12 protein-coding genes are annotated in these 15,626 nt (G+C 71.5%); 6 read left to right on the forward strand and 6 right to left on the reverse strand.

What is annotated here, in order from left to right; all coding sequences use genetic code 11:
* Positions 1 to 82: 82 nt before the first annotated feature.
* Both ABCQ75_RS04820 and ABCQ75_RS04825 read left to right on the forward strand, forming a co-directional pair.
* On the forward strand, positions 83 to 1,483 hold the full coding sequence (locus ABCQ75_RS04820; protein ID WP_345883457.1) for an MFS transporter: 1,401 nt from the start codon (positions 83 to 85) through the stop codon (positions 1,481 to 1,483).
* Between the two features lie 23 nt (positions 1,484 to 1,506).
* Positions 1,507 to 2,223: a 3-hydroxybutyrate dehydrogenase gene (locus ABCQ75_RS04825; protein WP_427916039.1), complete on the forward strand. Its 717-nt coding sequence runs from the start codon at positions 1,507 to 1,509 to the stop codon at positions 2,221 to 2,223.
* Positions 2,224 to 2,335: 112 nt separating this feature from the next.
* On the opposite strand, the gene ABCQ75_RS04830 is transcribed toward ABCQ75_RS04825, so the two are convergent.
* Both ABCQ75_RS04830 and ABCQ75_RS04835 read right to left on the reverse strand, forming a co-directional pair.
* Entirely contained in the window at positions 2,336 to 4,267 is a 1,932-nt protein-coding gene (locus tag ABCQ75_RS04830; RefSeq protein WP_345883461.1) for an amylosucrase, read from the reverse strand.
* A 182-nt stretch (positions 4,268 to 4,449) separates the two neighbouring features.
* Positions 4,450 to 5,889: an amino acid permease gene (locus ABCQ75_RS04835; RefSeq protein ID WP_345883462.1), complete on the reverse strand. Its 1,440-nt coding sequence runs from the start codon at positions 5,887 to 5,889 to the stop codon at positions 4,450 to 4,452.
* 242 nt (positions 5,890 to 6,131) lie between these two features.
* Between ABCQ75_RS04835 and ABCQ75_RS04840 the strand changes: the two genes are divergently transcribed.
* Positions 6,132 to 6,920: an IclR family transcriptional regulator gene (locus ABCQ75_RS04840; RefSeq protein WP_345883464.1), complete on the forward strand. Its 789-nt coding sequence runs from the start codon at positions 6,132 to 6,134 to the stop codon at positions 6,918 to 6,920.
* Positions 6,921 to 7,089: 169 nt separating this feature from the next.
* Here ABCQ75_RS04840 and ABCQ75_RS04845 read toward each other — a convergent pair whose 3' ends face one another.
* A complete protein-coding gene (locus ABCQ75_RS04845; RefSeq protein WP_345883465.1) occupies positions 7,090 to 7,551 on the reverse strand; it encodes a GNAT family N-acetyltransferase in 462 nt (153 codons plus the stop codon).
* 107 nt (positions 7,552 to 7,658) lie between these two features.
* Complete coding sequence (locus ABCQ75_RS04850; protein ID WP_345883467.1) at positions 7,659 to 8,072, reverse strand: hypothetical protein; 414 nt, start codon at positions 8,070 to 8,072, stop codon at positions 7,659 to 7,661.
* Positions 8,073 to 8,315: 243 nt separating this feature from the next.
* Here ABCQ75_RS04850 and ABCQ75_RS04855 point away from each other — a divergent pair, with 243 nt between their 5' ends.
* The 3 genes from ABCQ75_RS04855 to ABCQ75_RS04865 all read left to right on the forward strand — a co-directional run bounded on the left by ABCQ75_RS04855 (position 8,316) and on the right by ABCQ75_RS04865 (position 12,260).
* Entirely contained in the window at positions 8,316 to 10,067 is a 1,752-nt protein-coding gene (locus ABCQ75_RS04855; RefSeq protein WP_345883468.1) for a urocanate hydratase, read from the forward strand.
* 115 nt (positions 10,068 to 10,182) lie between these two features.
* A complete protein-coding gene (hutH, locus tag ABCQ75_RS04860) occupies positions 10,183 to 11,784 on the forward strand; it encodes a histidine ammonia-lyase (protein ID WP_345883470.1) in 1,602 nt (533 codons plus the stop codon).
* Between the two features lie 242 nt (positions 11,785 to 12,026).
* Positions 12,027 to 12,260 carry a hypothetical protein gene (locus tag ABCQ75_RS04865; protein ID WP_345883472.1) on the forward strand — a complete coding sequence of 78 codons (234 nt, stop codon included), beginning with the start codon at positions 12,027 to 12,029 and terminating at the stop codon, positions 12,258 to 12,260.
* 207 nt (positions 12,261 to 12,467) lie between these two features.
* Here ABCQ75_RS04865 and hutG read toward each other — a convergent pair whose 3' ends face one another.
* Together hutG and ABCQ75_RS04875 are read right to left on the reverse strand one after the other, a co-directional pair.
* The gene (gene hutG, locus ABCQ75_RS04870; RefSeq protein ID WP_345883474.1) at positions 12,468 to 13,502 is read right to left on the reverse strand and encodes a formimidoylglutamase; all 1,035 of its coding nucleotides are present in this window, start codon (positions 13,500 to 13,502) and stop codon (positions 12,468 to 12,470) included.
* A 669-nt stretch (positions 13,503 to 14,171) separates the two neighbouring features.
* Entirely contained in the window at positions 14,172 to 15,605 is a 1,434-nt protein-coding gene (locus tag ABCQ75_RS04875) for an NCS2 family permease (RefSeq protein ID WP_345883476.1), read from the reverse strand.
* Between the last annotated feature and the right edge of the window lie 21 nt (positions 15,606 to 15,626).

Genomic DNA, 15,626 nt, shown 5'->3' on the forward strand with positions numbered 1-15,626 from the left:
TAGTGGCTGGGAGCGTGATCACTGTCACATCTGCCCGCTGGGAGAACCAGTAGGGGGCACCACCCACCCACAGGAGGGAACTATGAGCGCAACGCAGCGTTCTGCCGGCCACGATGGCCACACCGACCCGTCAGTCCTCAAGCGCATCGTCTCCGCGTCCATGGCCGGAACGGTCGTGGAGTGGTACGACTTCTTCCTCTACGCCACCGCCGCGGCGCTCGTGTTCAACAAGGTGCTCCTGCCCAAGATGGGCAACGAGTACGACGCCATCATCGCGGCGTTCCTGACCTACGCGGTCGGCTTCGTCTCGCGCCCGCTCGGCGGGATCGTGTTCGGCCACCTCGGTGACAGGCTCGGCCGCAAGGCCACGCTCCAGATCACCATCCTCCTGATCGGCGCGGCCACCGTGCTCATGGGCTGCCTGCCCACCTTCGCCCAGATCGGCCTGTGGGCACCGCTCCTGCTCGTGTTCCTGCGCTTCGTGCAGGGCCTCGCCCTCGGGGGCGAGTGGGGCGGCGCCGTGCTCCTCGTCGCCGAGCACGCACCGGACCGTTCGCGCGCCTTCTGGGCCTCGTGGCCCCAGGCTGCGGTCCCGGTGGGCAACCTCTTGGCGACCGCCGTCCTGTGGCTCATGTCCGTGACCCTCACGAACGACGCCTTCCTCGCGTGGGGCTGGCGCGTGGCGTTCTGGCTCTCCGCCGTCGTGGTCCTCGTGGGCTACTACATCCGCACCAAGATCACGGACGCCCCGATCTTCGAGAAGGCCAAGGCCGAGATGGAGTCCGAGAAGGCCGTGGGCTACGGGGTGGGAGAGGTCATCAAGCGCTACCCGCGCGGGATCCTCACCGGCATGGGCCTGCGCTTCGCGGAGAACATCATGTACTACCTCGTGGTGAGCTTCTCGATCGTCTACCTCGGCACGGGCCTCAAGATGAACACGTCCTCCATCCTCGGCGTCATAGCGATCGCCCACGTTGCCCACTTCGTGTTCATCCCGATCGTGGGCCGGCTCGCCGATCAGTTCGGCCGCAAGCCCGTCTACCTCGCCGGCGCAGTGCTCGGCGGCACGTGGGGCTTCTGGGCCTTCCCGGCCTTCGGCACCCAGAACGTGTTCGTGATCCTCCTCGCCATCATCGTGGGCCTCGCGTTCCACGCCCTCATGTACGCCTCGCAGCCGGCCATCATGTCCGAGATGTTCCCCACGCGCATGCGCTACTCGGGCGTCTCGATCTGCTACCAGGTCACCTCGATCGTGGCCGGCTCGCTCGCACCGGTCTTCGCCACCGAGTGGCTCAAGAGCACCGGGTCCTGGTGGCCCACGGCCGTGTACCTCCTCGCGGCAGGCATCGTCACGACCATCGCCGTCCTTTCCATGCGCGAGACCAAGGGCGCGTCCCTCCACGCCCTCGACGCCGAGGACGCCGCCCGCACGACCGGCGCCGCCGCGCCGTCGTCCATCCCGTCGACCCGGGCCGGCGCGTGAGCCTGGAAGGACGCCGGGCACTGGTGACCGGGGGAGCGGCGGGCATCGGCGCCGCCGCCTCCCGGGCGCTGGCCGAACGCGGAGCGCATGTGGTGGTCGCGGACCTGGACCGCGAGGCGGCCGAGAAGCTCGCCGCGGACCTCGGGGGGACCCCCTGGGCCGTGGACCTGCTCGACACCGCGGCGCTCGAGGACCTCGTGCTGGACTGCGACATCCTGGTCAACAACGCCGGGATCCAGAAGGTCGGCCCGATCCACGAGTACGAGCCGGAGGCGTTCCGGCGCATCCAGCGGCTCATGCTCGAGGCGCCGTTCCTGCTCATCCGGGCCGCTCTGCCGCACATGTACGCGCGCGGCTGGGGCCGCATCATCAACCTCAGCTCGGTCCACGGGATCCGTGCCTCCGCCTTCAAGGGCGCCTACGTCTCGGCGAAGCACGGGCTCGAGGGGCTCTCGAAGGTGACCGCGCTCGAGGGCGCCGAGCACGGCGTCACGTCCAACTGCATCAACCCCGGCTACGTCCGGACGGCGCTCGTGGAGAAGCAGATCGCGGACCAGGCCGCCACGCATGGGATGCCGGAGTCCGAGGTGCTCGAGAAGGTCATGCTCACCGAGATGGCGGTCAAGCGCCTTGTGGAGCCTGAGGAGGTGGCCTCGCTCGTGTGCTGGCTCGCCTCCGAGGAGGCCGGCATGGTCACCGGCGCGTCCTACACGATGGACGGGGGCTGGTCGGCCCGGTAGCCGCGCTGGCAGAACGGTCCACAACTGCACAGCTCAGGGCCGGATCCACCCCTTTCGGGGGGAATCCGGCCCTGAGTTGTGTCGTTCGGGACGCCCGTTCCTGTGGCCGCTGCTACGTGCGGGCCGCGTGGGCCCTGAGCCAGACGAACTCCTGGGCCGGGAGGGTGACGCCGTCCGAGAGGAGGGCCGTGAGCCCGGTGAAGAGGTCCTCGGCGTGCGGCGCGAAGCCCGAGAGCGTGTGGGCCGAGACGTGCTGCGCAGCGTCACCGAAGTTCGCGAGGACGAGGATGGCGGCGCCCTCCTCCCCGGGCCGCTGGTAGCCGAGGACATGGCGGTTGCCCGTGTCGAAGCCGATGAGCGTGTTCCCGGCGAGCTCGGGGGTGCGCGCCCGGACGGCGAGCATCTTCTGCAGGCCCGCGTAGATGGTGCCCTCGACCGTCCACGGGTCGTTGCGCCGGGCGTACCGCTCCGCCGGGAAGTGCGGCCGGTGGACCCAGCGCGAGTCCGCCTCATGGCCCGGTTCCTCGGCGTACGCGTAGTCGTTGACCTGGCCCACCTCGTCGCCGAGGTACAGCAGCGGGATGCCGCCCGTGCTCGCGGCGACCGAGTGGGCCAGGAGGATGCGGCGCACCGAGGGGTGGTCAGGGGAGCCCGCCGCATCCTCGAGCCCGCACAGGGACGCCGTGGTGCCGGAGATGCGGCAGTCACCCGTGCGTGGGTTGTCCTGGAACGGGACTCCCCGCGCGAAGCTGCCGGGGTACCGGTTGACGTAGAAGCGGTTGAGGAAGCGCCGGTGGTCGAAGCCGTTGATGCCCAGCTCGGCGGCGTCCTCGTCCGCGAACGTCCACCCGATGTCGTCGTGGCTGCGCACGTAGTTGACCCAGGCCGTTCCCTCGGGGAGGTTGTGCCGCCGTTCGAGGGCCTGCGAGAGGAGCGCCACGTCCCGTGTGGCGAGGGCCTCCCAGGTCAGCGCCATCTCGAGGGGGTTGTAGGAGACCTGGCATTCGGCCGGGTCGATGTACTGCACGACCTCGTCCGGGTGGACGATCGCCTCCGACTTGAACAGGAGCGACGGCGCGGCGAGCCGGCATACCGCGTTGAACGCCCGCAGGAGCCAGTGCGCCTCGGGCAGGCTCTCGCACGCCGTGCCGAGGCGCTTCCAGATGAACGCGACTGCATCCATCCGCAGGACCTCCACCCCCTGGTTCGCGAGGAACAGCATCTCGCCCGCCATCGCCCGGAACACCGCGGGGTTGGAGTAGTTGAGGTCCCACTGGAACGTGTGGAACGTGGCCCAGACCCAGCGGCCGTCCGGCATCGGGACGAACGATCCCGGGTGGTCGTCGGGGAAGATCTCCCGGACCGTCTGCTCGTACGCGTCCGGCATGGTCCGGTCCGGGAAGATCCAGTAGTAGTCCTCGAACTCGGCTTCCCCGGCGGCAGCGCGCCGGGCCCATTCGTGCTCGTTGGAGGTGTGGTTGAAGATGAAGTCCACCACCAGGCTGATGCCGTTGGCGCGCAGTTCGGCGGCCAGCGCTCGGAGCTGGTCCATGGTCCCGAGCCGCGGATTCACCTCTCGGTAGCTCGAGACCGCATAGCCGCCGTCCGAGTTCGGCTCCGGCGCGAGGAACAGCGGCATGAGGTGCAGGTAGGTGAGGCCGAGCTCGCGGAAGTACGGGATGCGCGCCCGCAGGCCCTCGAGGGTGTCCGCATAGCGGTCCACGTAGCAGACCCCGCCGAGCATCTCGCCGGCCTGGAACCAGTCCGGACGTGCCTCGCGCCGCGCGTCGAGCTCCTTGAGCTCCGCCGGGCGCCGCTGCCACGAGGCCGCGCATTCGAGGACCAGCGCTGCGAGGTGGTCCAGCCAGTCGTCCCGGTCCCCGTAGAGCTGCCCGAACAGCCCCGCGAGGTCCGGAAGGTGCCTGTCCAGGCGCTCGCGGAAGGACTCCCACGCGGGGCCCGAGCGCTCGATCGCGTCGGCGTCCTCGAGCGCTGCCAGCACGTGCTCGTGCGCTTCCTGCCCTGCGGTGCGGTGCTGCTGCATGGGACCCTCCTGGGCTCGCGCCGGCGCGAGCCGGAGCGGTCGCGTGGCCCCTACGCTAAGGGCGCGGGCCGGGTTCTGGGAACCCGGCCCGCAATAGCGCTCCATGGCGCGACACGCAGTTGACACGGCGTCGGAGACGGCAGCGGCCCGCATCGCCCGGACGCGACCGCGGAGCGGCCCGACTACACGCGGGCAGGCTCCTCGACGCCGACCACAGCGAGCGGCGCGGTCTCGTCGCGGAGGGCAGGCCGGCGTCGTCCGTCCCCGCGGACCCACAGCGCATAGGCCGCGGCGAGCAGGCCGATCCACGCGCCGCCCACTGCGAGGGCCACGCGGGTCGACTCGAACCAGCCCAGGAGGACCAGGACGAGGGCGAGGAAGGCCATCGCCGCGACCGACGCCGCGGGCCACAGGGGCGAGGGGAACTCGCTCGGGGCGAGCGCGAGCCTGCGGATCTCGCGCTTCATGGCCACATGGCTCGCGAGGATCATGCTCCACACGAAGACGGTGGCGAAGGTCGCGATCGAGGCGATGACCAGGAACACGTCCTTAGGGATGACGGCGTTGAGGACCACGCCGACCACGAGGACGCCGGTCATGGCCACCACGGTCATCCACGGCACGCCGCGACGCGAGACGCGGCCGAAGGACTGGGGCGCATGGCCCTGCTGGGCGAGCCCGAACAGGACGCGGCCGGCGCCGAAGATGTCCGAGTTGATGGCCGAGAGCGCTGCGGTGATGACGATCGCGTTGAGGACGTGCGCGGCGCCGGGGACTCCGAGCCCGTCGAAGATCTGGACGAACGGGCTGCCCTGGGCGCCGACCTCGTTCCAGGGGAACAGGCTCATGAGCACTCCGAGCGTGAGCACGTAGAAGAGCAGGATGCGCACGGGGACGGTGTTGACGGCGCCGGGGATGGCCTTCTTCGGGTCGTTCGCCTCGCCAGCGGTCACGCCGATCGTCTCGACGCCGCCGAAGGCGAACACGACCACCGAGAACGCCGCCAGGAGCCCGCCGAAGCCGTTGGGGAACAGGCCCCCATGCTCGACCAGCTGGTGAGCGCCGGCCTGGCCGCCCGAGGACGTGAAGCCGAACCCGATGAGGGCGGCGCCGCCGACGATCATTGCGATGATCGCGACGACCTTGACGAGGGTGAACCAGAACTCGAGCTCGCCGAACACTCTGACGCTGAGCAGGTTCACGGCCGTGAGGAGGAGGATGACGGCGGCGATCCAGATCCAGCGGTCCACCTCGGGGAACCAGAAGCCCATGTAGATGCCGAAGGCCGTGACGTCTGCGAGGGCCACGATGGCCATCTCGAAAACGTAGGTCCAGCCGGTCGCGAAGCCCGCGAACGGGCCGAGGTATCGGCCCGCGTACTGGCCGAAGGAGCCGGAGACGGGGTGGCGGACGGCCATCTCGCCGAGCGAGCGCATGACCATGAAGACGGCGGCGCCCGCAACCATGTAGGCGATGAGGACGGCGGGCCCAGCGGCCTGGATCGCGGACGCGGATCCGTAGAAGAGGCCGGTCCCGATGGCCGAGCCCAGGGCCATGAACCGGATGTGGCGGACGTTGAGGCCGCGGCTGAGCACGCCGGCGGCAGGTGTGGGGTGGTGCATGGGAGTTCCTCACGACTTTGGGAAGGATCCCTTCCACTGTCCCGGCATCCCGCCGCCTGTGAGAGCCATCACGGGCGGTCGGCATCTCGTATCGCAGACTGTCGCCCTGTCTGGAATCCCGGACGGTGCGGTCCGTGGGGCGGGTGCGCTGCGACGTCGTGCGCGCGCACACTGGAGTTCGGTATCACAGACAGCCCGAGCCCCGCCGGATCCCGCCCGGCCCCGAGACGAGGTCCCCCTCCATGCCCGAGCCCTCCCAGAAGTCCAAGGTCCCCGCTGCCGAGAGCACGCTGCGCATCCTGCGCCTCCTCGCGTCGAGGCGCGGGCCCCAGCCGGCCTCCGCCATCGCGACCCAGCTCGGCCTGCCGCGCTCCACCGTGTACCACCTGCTCGCGGTCATGGAGGAGAACGGCTTCGTCATGCACCTCAAGGAGGAGCAGCGGTACGGCCTCGGCGTCGGGGCGTTCGAGCTCTCGAGCGCCTACTCGCGCCAGGAGCCGCTCTCGCGTCTGGGCCGGCCGGTGCTCGCGGCGCTCGTCGATGCGATCGGGGAGAGCGCCCACCTCGCGGTCCTGCACGGGCGCGACGTCCTCTACATCGTCGAGGAGCGGGCGAAGAACCGGCCCTCGCTCGTGACCGATGTGGGCGTGCGCCTCCCGAGCCACCTCACCGCGAGCGGCCGGGCGATCCTCGCGGCGCTGCCCAAGTCGCAGGTCCGCGCGCTGTACCCGAACGCCGCGGCGTTCTCCGAGCGCACGGGGGAGGGGGAGCAGATCCGCTCCTACTCCGCCCTCCAGTCCGAGCTGGACCAGGTGCGCCAGCGCGGCTATGCGACGGAGGACGGCGAGGTCACGGCCGGGTTCGCGTCCGTCGCCGCTGCGGTCACGGACCACGCCGGATGGCCGACGGCGGCCATCGCCGTCACGTTCCAGTCCGACAGGACCCCGGGGGGCGGGCGGGAGGATCTGGCCAAGCGTGTGTCGCGCGTGGCCGGCGAGCTCTCGGCGAGGATCTACGGCCGCGCCGCCTGACCCCGCACCCTGCGTTGCGGGGTCACCTCGTAAGGATGCGGGGTCACCCCCCAAGGATGCGGGGTCACCTCGCTGCGTTGCGGGGTCACCTCCCAGGGATGCGGGGTCACCTCCCAGCGTTGCGGGGTCACCTCCCAGCGTTGCGGGGTCACCTCCCAGCGTTGCGGGGTCACCTCCCCGGTAGGAGATCCTTCGCGAAGCACACGCTGAACTCTTCGCCGACGTACTCGCCGAACTGCGGCACGGGCTTGTACCCGTGGCGTGGGTAGAACGAGAGCGCGGCCGTGTGGCGTGTCCCGGTTTCGAGCACGATTCGTTCAAGCCCGACTGCGGGCGCATCAGATTCGATCCGGCCCAGGATCGCGCCCGCCACGCCAGTGCCCCGAGCCTCGGCGCGGACGAACATGCGCTTGAGCTCGCCCGCGTCCGCCCCGGCCTGCGACGGCGTCACGAGCGCCGCGCAGCCGTGGACTCGCGCGACATAGAAGGTGACCCCTGGGAGCTCGAGCGTCGCCACGTCCAGGAGGAAGCACGCCCCGGGCGGGTACAGGGAGTGCGCGTAGGCCGCGCCGAGTGCCAGCAGCTCCTCGGCTTCGGGCTGGCGCGGCGGTTCGACGGCAATCCTCTGCATGAGCGAATGGCTACGCCCGGCGTGTTTCGGCGCTTTCATGTGACCCCGCATTGCTGGGAGGTGACCCCGCATTGCTGGGAGGTGACCCCGCAACTGGATGGGGCTGGCTAGAAGTGGTTCCAGAAGAACATCCCGTACGTGTTGACAGTCGCCGCCGCTGCGCCGAGCGAGAGCCCCGTGCCGGCGAGCGAGAGCCCGAGCGACCACCGCGCCGCGAGGGACGCGATCCCGCAGGCGAGGCCGGCGAGCGCCGTCCAGCCGCACACCCAGAGCCCGTACATCGCGCTCCACTGGACGAGGAGCCACGTGCCGACCTCTTCCACCTCCCGCGGCCCGTACCAGCCCAGCTCCGAGCCGATGGCCTGCGAAGCTGCCAGCGCCCCCGCGAGTGCAGCCGTGCCGCAGGCGATCGCTGCCACGCCGAGCACGCGCCGCCCGCGGGGGTCGCCCGCACTCGCAGCCCGGCCCCATCCGCCGGAGAGCAGCAGTGCCTTCCAGGCCGCGCCGTCCGCCCAGTCCATCGGGTCCCCCTCCTGCGCGTTCCCCCGCGCCCCACGATGATCCTGCCAGTCCGGGGACCGCGCCGGTAGGTGACTGGGCTGGGGCGTTCGGGACCGTGTCGTGACCTGGGCCCAGCCAAGTCCGGAATCCCGGACAGCACCCCTCCGAAGGCTCTGTTTCCGCACGGGTTTCCGCGGTGTCATGGATGCAGAGGCCGAACGGCCGATCAGACACCACGACCGCATCACGACGCAGGAGTCACGATGAGCACCGAGAAGACCACCCCCGCCCGCAAGGCCGACTTCACCACGGGAGCCCGTCCCGTCCGCGCGCCCCGCGGCACCGAGATCTCGGCCAAGTCCTGGCAGACCGAGGCGCCCCTGCGCATGCTCATGAACAACCTCGACCCCGAGGTCGCCGAGCACCCGGACAGCCTCGTCGTCTACGGCGGCACCGGCCGCGCCGCCCGCTCGTGGAAGGCGTTCGACGCGATCGTCGAGACCCTCAAGGACATGGACGATGACGAGACCCTCCTCGTGCAGTCCGGCAAGCCGGTCGGCGTCTTCCGCACCAACAGGTGGGCACCGCGCGTCCTCATCGCCAACTCCAACCTCGTGGGCGACTGGGCCAACTGGCCCGAGTTCCGCCGCCTCGAGGCCGAGGGCCTCATGATGTACGGCCAGATGACCGCCGGGTCCTGGATCTACATCGGCACGCAGGGCATCCTCCAGGGAACGTACGAGACGTTCGCCGCGGTGGGCCGCAAGCTCATGAGCGAGGGCCGCCACCCCGCAGCCCCGGCAGAAGGCTCCACCGAAGGCCCGCTCGCCGGCACCCTGACGCTCACCGGCGGCTGCGGCGGCATGGGCGGCGCCCAGCCGCTCGCCGTGACCCTCAACGACGGCGCGTGCCTCATTGTCGACGTCGACGAGACCCGCCTGCGCCGCCGCGTGGGCAAGCGCTACCTCGACGAGGTCGAGACTGACCTCGACGCCGCGATCGCCAAGGTCCTGGCGGCCAAGCAGGAGCGCCGCGGCTGGTCGGTCGGCTACGTGGGCAACGCCGCCGAGGTCTTCCCGGAGCTGCTGCGCCGCCACAGGGCCGGCGAGCTGACGGTCGACGTCGTCACCGACCAGACCTCTGCCCACGACCCGCTGAGCTACCTCCCCACCGAGTACACCGTGGAGCAGTGGCACCGCGAGGCCGAGGCGGACCCCGAGGGCTTCACCAAGAAGGCCCAGAACGCCATGGCCCGCCACGTCCAGGCCATGGTCGAGTTCCAGGACGTGGGCGCCGAGGTCTTCGACTACGGCAACTCGATCCGCGACGAGGCCCGCAAGGGCGGCTACGAGCGTGCCTTCGAGTTCCCCGGCTTCGTCCCGGCCTACATCCGCCCGCTCTTCTGCGAGGGCCTGGGCCCCTTCCGCTGGGTCGCGCTCTCGGGTGACCCGGAGGACATCCGCGTCACCGACGAGGCGATCAAGGAGCTCTTCCCGGAGAACAAGCACCTGCACAAGTGGCTCGACGCCGCGGCGGAGCGCGTCGAGTTCGAGGGCCTCCCGGCCCGCATCTGCTGGCTCGGCTACGGCGAGCGCCACCAGGCCGGCCTGCTGTTCAACCGCCTCGTCGCCGAGGGCAAGGTCAAGGCCCCGATCGTGATCGGCCGCGACCACCTCGACTCCGGTTCCGTCGCCTCGCCGTACCGCGAGACCGAGGCCATGAAGGACGGCTCGGACGCGGTCGCGGACTGGCCGCTCCTCAATGCGCTCACCGCCGCGTCCTCCGGCGCGACCTGGGTCTCGATCCACCACGGCGGCGGCGTCGGCATCGGCCGCTCGATCCACGCCGGCCAGGTCTCCGTGGCCGACGGCACCGAGCTCGCCGCAGCGAAGCTCACCGCCCTCCTCACCAACGACCCGGGCATGGGCGTGATCCGCCACGCCGACGCCGGCTACGAGCGCGCCGTCGAGGTCGCCGCCGATCGCGGGGTCCAGATCCCCATGGCCGGCCGCTGACCCACCCCTCCTGCCGTCCGAAAGTGCACATCTCAGGCCCCGAAACGGGCTCCTGGCCCCCGAAACGGCCGCGAGTTGTGCACTTTCGGACACCTCACCACCAAGGACCCCTGACATGACCCTCACCGCATCCCCCGAGACCCTCCCCACCGAGGTCACGCTCTCGACCCACGGCCTCACGCCCGCGGACGTCGTCGCCGTGGCCCGCCACGGCGCGAGGGTGGCGATCGCCCCCGAGGCGCTCGACGCCGTCGCCCGCGTCCGAGCCCATGTCGAGGAGCTCGCCGCATCCGAGACCCCCGCGTACGGCATCTCGACCGGCTTCGGCGCCCTCGCCACCCTGCACATCCCGCAGGAGAAGCGCACGCAGCTGCAGAAGTCCCTCATCCGCTCGCACGCCGCCGGCATGGGCCCGGCCGTGGAGCGCGAGGTGGCCCGCTCGCTCATGTTCCTGCGCGCCAAGACCCTCGCCTCGGGCCGCACCGGCGTCCGCCCCGTGGTCCTCGAGACGTTCGTCAAGCTGCTCAACGCCGGCATCACCCCGGTGGTCCGCGAGTTCGGCTCGCTCGGCTGCTCCGGCGACCTCGCCCCGCTGAGCCACGTCGCGCTCGTCCTCATGGGCGAGGGCGAGGCGTTCGGGCCCGACGGCGAGCGGTTCGGCGGCGCGGGCGAGCGCCCCGTCGCTGAGCTGCTGGGGGAGCACGGGATCGAGCCGATCGTCCTGGCCGAGAAGGAGGGCCTGGCCCTCGTCAACGGCACCGAGGGCATGCTCGGCATGCTGCTCATGGCGCTCGCAGACCTGCGCGCCCTCGTGAAGACGGCGGACGTCACCGCCGCGCTGTCGGTCGAGGGCCTGCTCGGCACCGACCAGGTGTTCCTGCCCGAGCTGCACGCCCCGCTGCGCCCCCACCCGGGCCAGGCGGATGCCGCGGCGAACATGCTCGCCGTCCTCGCCGGCTCGGCGATCGTCGCCTCCCACAAGGAGGGCGACTCCCGCGTCCAGGACGCCTACTCGCTGCGCTGCGCGCCGCAGGTCTCCGGCGCGGTGCGGGACACGATCACCCACGCCGAGACCGTGGCGCTGCGCGAGCTGGATGCCGCGATCGACAACCCGGTGGTGCTGCCGGACGGGCGGGTGAGCTCCAACGGCAATTTCCACGGCGCCCCGGTCGCGTACGTCCTGGACTTCCTCGCGATCGCCGTCGCGGACCTAGCCTCGATCGCCGAGCGCCGCACCGACCGGATGCTCGACCCGGCCCGCTCGCACGGCCTCCCGGCGTTCCTCGCCCATGATCCGGGGGTGGACTCAGGCCTCATGATCGCCCAGTACACCCAGGCCGGGCTCGTCTCGGACTGCAAGCGCCTGGCCGTCCCCGCATCGGTGGACTCGATCCCGAGCTCCGCCATGCAGGAGGACCATGTGTCCATGGGCTGGCACGCGGCGCGCAAGCTCCGCAAGGCGGTCGAGAACCTCCGCCGCGTGCTCGCGATCGAGCTCGTGACGGCGGCGCGGGCGATCGACATCCGCACCCAGGCGTCCGACGGCGCGCTGGTCCCCGGCCCGGGCGGCGCCGCCGCGCTCGAGGTGCTCCGCCGGACGGTCGACGGCCCGGGCACGGACCGGTTCATGTCCCCGGAGCTCGAGGAGGCGGACCGGGTGCTCGCGAGCGGCGACCTGCTCGCAGCCGTGGACGCGGCCGTCGGCGGGCTCCGCTAGCCAGCGGCCGGCGAGGGCGGTGCGGGGCCCCGGCTCCACAACGCCCGCACCCTGCTCGCCCGGATCGCCCAGACATCTGACATGGATGAGAGCACAGCGGATTGGCCAATCCATCGTCAGGGTCCACATGGCAGGGGCCGCGAAGAGCCGATAGAAAGAGAGTGCGCGCACGCGCGCGCGACCAGCGTCACCCTCGCAGCACCCATCCAGCACACGTTTCTCACAAAGGAGTGAAGAGGCACATGAAGGCACGAGGAGCGGTCCTCACGCGCCGCGGGGCGCACCAGGCGCCCGTCGAGAACTGGACCCGCCTGCGGGACGGGGAGGCCGTCGAGATCGTGCGGCACGCCCAGGTTGTGGCGGCCGGCCAGGTCGAGGAGGTCTCCCTGAGCGGGAACGTCCTGTGGATCAGCGGCAGCGCCAAAGGCACCGAGCTCTTCCTCAAGTCCGACGGCGTGATCGTCCGCCGGGCCTGAGCTCAGATCCCGCCGCCCCGCCACAGCGGGACGGCGGTCAGCGTCCGCGAGACGCCCGCAACCGGGAAGGGACCGCACCAACAGGTGCGGTCCCTTCGCCGTCCGTGTTCCAGATGGTCCTCTTCCTGCGGGATGGTCCCTTCCCGCGCGTCCGAGGGGACCACTTCGCAGGAGAAGGACCATCTCGTCGGGCTGGAGGCGTCCGCCTCAGCCCACGATCGTGTCCACGAGCCGCGCGGCGACCCGTGCCGTGCGCCCATCGATGTCCAGGCTCGGGTTGAGCTCGGCGAGGTCGGCGTGCAGGAGCTTCCCGCTCGCGGCCACGCGGCGCACGACGGCGATCACCACCTCGAGCGGCACCCCCAGCGCCGCGGGGGCTGACACGCCCGGGGCCACGGCGGCGGGCAGGACGTCGAGGTCGATCGTGAGGTAGACGGCGTCGAGGTCGGCGAGGAAGTCCTCGGTGAACTGCTCGGCGGTCTCCCGGGTCGTGTACTCGTCGAGGAGGTGCCTCACGCCCAGTTCGTCGGCGCGGTCGAACAGCGCGCGGGTGTTGCCCGGCCGGGAGATGCCCAGCGCGGCGTACTGGAGCGTGCGGCCCTCGGCCGCCTCGGCCCGCGCCATCTGCAGGAACGGCGTGCCGGACGTGGCCGCGGGCTCGTCGCGGAGGTCGAAGTGGGCGTCGAGGTTGAGCACGCCCAGGCGTGCCCCGCCCGCCCGCTCGGAGCCCGCGACGCCGAGATAACTGGCCCACGCCGTCTCGTGGCCACCGCCGAGCCCCACGGTCAGTGCTCCCGAGTCGAGCGCCGCGGCGAGGGCTGAGCCGTAGCGCTCCTGGCCGTCCTCGAGCGGCCCGGGCGCGTCCGGGGTCCCGAGGGGCACCGCGATGTCGCCGGCGTCGAACACCTCCCGCCCGTGGTGGAACGCCATCGAGGACAGGGCCTCCCTGATCGCCGCCGGGCCGGACGCCGCGCCTGTGCGGCCCTTGTTGCGGCGCACGCCCTCGTCGCAGGCGAATCCGAGGAGCACCGCCGGGGCGCGCACGACGGCGGGTTCCCGGCCCGCGCGGCCCGACTCGCCGGCGTCGTACGCAGCGTCACGCGCGCGCTCCACCGCCGCGGCGACTGCCCCGGCCGAGTAGGGGAGCACCGCCTGCCACCAGCGACGATGGTCGGGGGAGTCGCCGTCGTGGCGGCCGGCCCAAGGGGTGAACGGGATCTCGGAGACGTGCGCGCTGCTCATCCCTCCAGCACATCGCATGCAGGGCGCCTGCGGGAAGGGTCTCTGCGGTCCGTTCGTCCGAGATTCCGGACAGCGCTGACTGCTTAGCCGGCGAACGCGGGGCCAGCGTGACGGGCTCGCCGGAATGCAGCGGACCGGCGGCTCTGGTCGGGACCCGCCGGTTGCCTGCATCGGCGGGGGTTGGGACCGGCGGGAACGCTGCGAACCGGCGGGAACGCTGCGAACCGGCGGGGACGCAGTGGACCGGCGGGAACGCTGCCAACCGGCGAGAATGCAGCCGACCGGCGGCTCTGGTTGGGACCCGCCGGTTGCCTGCATCGGCGGGGGTTGGGACCGGCGGGAACGCTGCGAACCGGCGGGAACGCTGCGAACCGGCGGGGACGCAGTGGACCGGTGGGAACGCTGCCAACCGGCGAGAATGCAGCCGACCGGCGGCTCTGGTCGGGACCCGCCGGTTGCCTGCATCGGCGGGGGTTGGGACCGGCGGGAACGCTGCGAACCGGCGGGTCTGGTCGGGACCCGCCGGTTGCCTCCGCCTTGGACCAAGCGGTGCTGGGGGCTCGGTGCGCTGGCCGCCCCGCCGGGCCGGTCCCCGGTCCGGGCCCGCCGGGCCGGTCCCCCGGTCCGGGCCCGCTGGGCCGTGCTCGGCGACCGGACCCGCAGGCCGTGCTACAGGCCGAGCAGCTGCTCCACGGGGCCGATCCCGAAGAACAGCAGGAACGCTGCGGCGACGGCCCACATGAGCGGGTGCACCTCGCGGGCCCGGCCCTGGAAGGTGCGCACGAGCACGTACGAGACGAACCCGGCGCCGAGGCCGTTGGCGATCGAGTAGGTGAACGGCATGAGGGAGATGGTGAGGAACGCGGGGATGGCGATCCCGAGGTCGGTCCACTCGATCCGCGCCACCTGCTGGAACATGAGGAAGCCCACCACCACGAGGGCGGGCGCGACGGCCTCGAACGGGACGAGGTTGATCAGCGGCGTGAGGAACATCGCGAGCAGGAGCAGGGCGCCCGTGACCACCGAGGCCAGGCCCGTGCGGGCGCCCTCGCCGATCCCGGCGCCGGACTCGACGTAGATCTGGTTCGAGGACACCGAGGAGCCGCCGCCGGCCACGGCGCCGAACGCGTCCACGAGGAGCACGCGGTCCACGTTGGGGATCTGGCCCTTCTCATCCATGCTGCCGGCCTCGCGGGCCAGGCCCACCATGGTGCCCATGGCGTCGAAGAAGATGCTCAGGAGGATCACGAACGCCATGAGGGAGGCACCGAGCACCCCGAGGTGGGTGAATGCGCCGATCGGGTTGGCCTGGCCGATGAGGCTCAGGTCCACGGGCGCGAGGTCGCCGAGGCCGGGCACCACGAGGGACCAGCCGGCGGGGTTGGGCTCCTGCCCGGGCACGAAGGACGGGCCCACGCGGAAGACCGTCTCGATCACGTTCGCGAGCAGCGTCGCGGCGAGGATGCCGATGAGCAGCGCGCCGCGGACCTTGCGGACCACGAGCGCGATCGTCAGGACGAGGCCCACCACGAACACGAGCGTGGGCCACCCGAGGAGGCGGCCGCCGTCGCCAAGGCCGAGCGGCACGGTGGTGCCGGCGGCGTCCGGGATGCGGCGCACGAACCCGGCGTTGACGAGGCCGATGAGCGCGATGAACACGCCGATGCCCACCACGATCGCGGTCTTGAGCCCCTCGGGCACCGCGTTGAACACGGCGGTGCGGAAGCCCGTGAGCACGAGGATGAACATGACCACGCCGGCGACGATGACCAGGCCCATCATGTCGGGCCACGTCAGCTCGGGGTGCGTGGCCACGGTGACGGCGACGAACGCGTTGACGCCCAGGCCGGTCGCGAGCGCGAACGGGTGCTTGGCCCACACGCCCATGAGGATCGTCAGGATGCCGCCCACGAGGGCGGTGGCCGCCGCCACGCGGGGGATGCCGAGCGTGTCCCCGGCGGCGTCCGCGCCGGAGAGGATGAGCGGGTTGAGGACCACGATGTAGCTCATCGCGAAGAACGTGGCCAGGCCGCCGCGGATCTCGCGGCCGACGCTCGAGCCCCGCTCGGTGATCTTGAAGTAACGGTCGATCGCCGTTGCCATGCGCACTCCTGGGCAGGAAAA

This window comes from Sinomonas halotolerans, assembly GCF_039615075.1.
Taxonomy (GTDB): domain Bacteria; phylum Actinomycetota; class Actinomycetes; order Actinomycetales; family Micrococcaceae; genus Sinomonas; species Sinomonas halotolerans.